The sequence below is a fragment of the Paenibacillus sp. UMB4589-SE434 genome, from assembly GCF_030226685.1.
GTDB lineage: Bacteria > Bacillota > Bacilli > Paenibacillales > Paenibacillaceae > Paenibacillus_B.
In genome coordinates, this window is record NZ_JASOYK010000038.1 from 1 (window position 1) to 233 (window position 233).

General features: G+C 45.1%; 1 protein-coding gene. It reads right to left on the bottom strand.

Translation table 11 applies throughout. The features are described 5' to 3' along the window. Positions 1-233, bottom strand: a 233-nt coding sequence (locus QP775_RS25660) for a hypothetical protein (RefSeq protein ID WP_285109341.1), incomplete at both ends; no start/stop codon positions are given.

Consider the following 233-nt stretch of genomic DNA (forward strand, 5'->3'; position numbering starts at 1 on the left):
TCCAAATCATCATACGCTGCATGTCACCGTAGTTAATCGTCTGGAGATCTGCTCTTGAGCGCGTAGTAGCATCTGCGAGAATCGGAAGCTCCAAGTTTTTTCTCGGCGCAGGCATTAACTCATAGTGCCCATACATTTGATTATGAGGTCGAACATCGATAGTTGACCTTAGATTATCAGCGCCAATGACCTCAAGCGTCGCATTTAACTCATGCTCACCTTTGTATTGAACT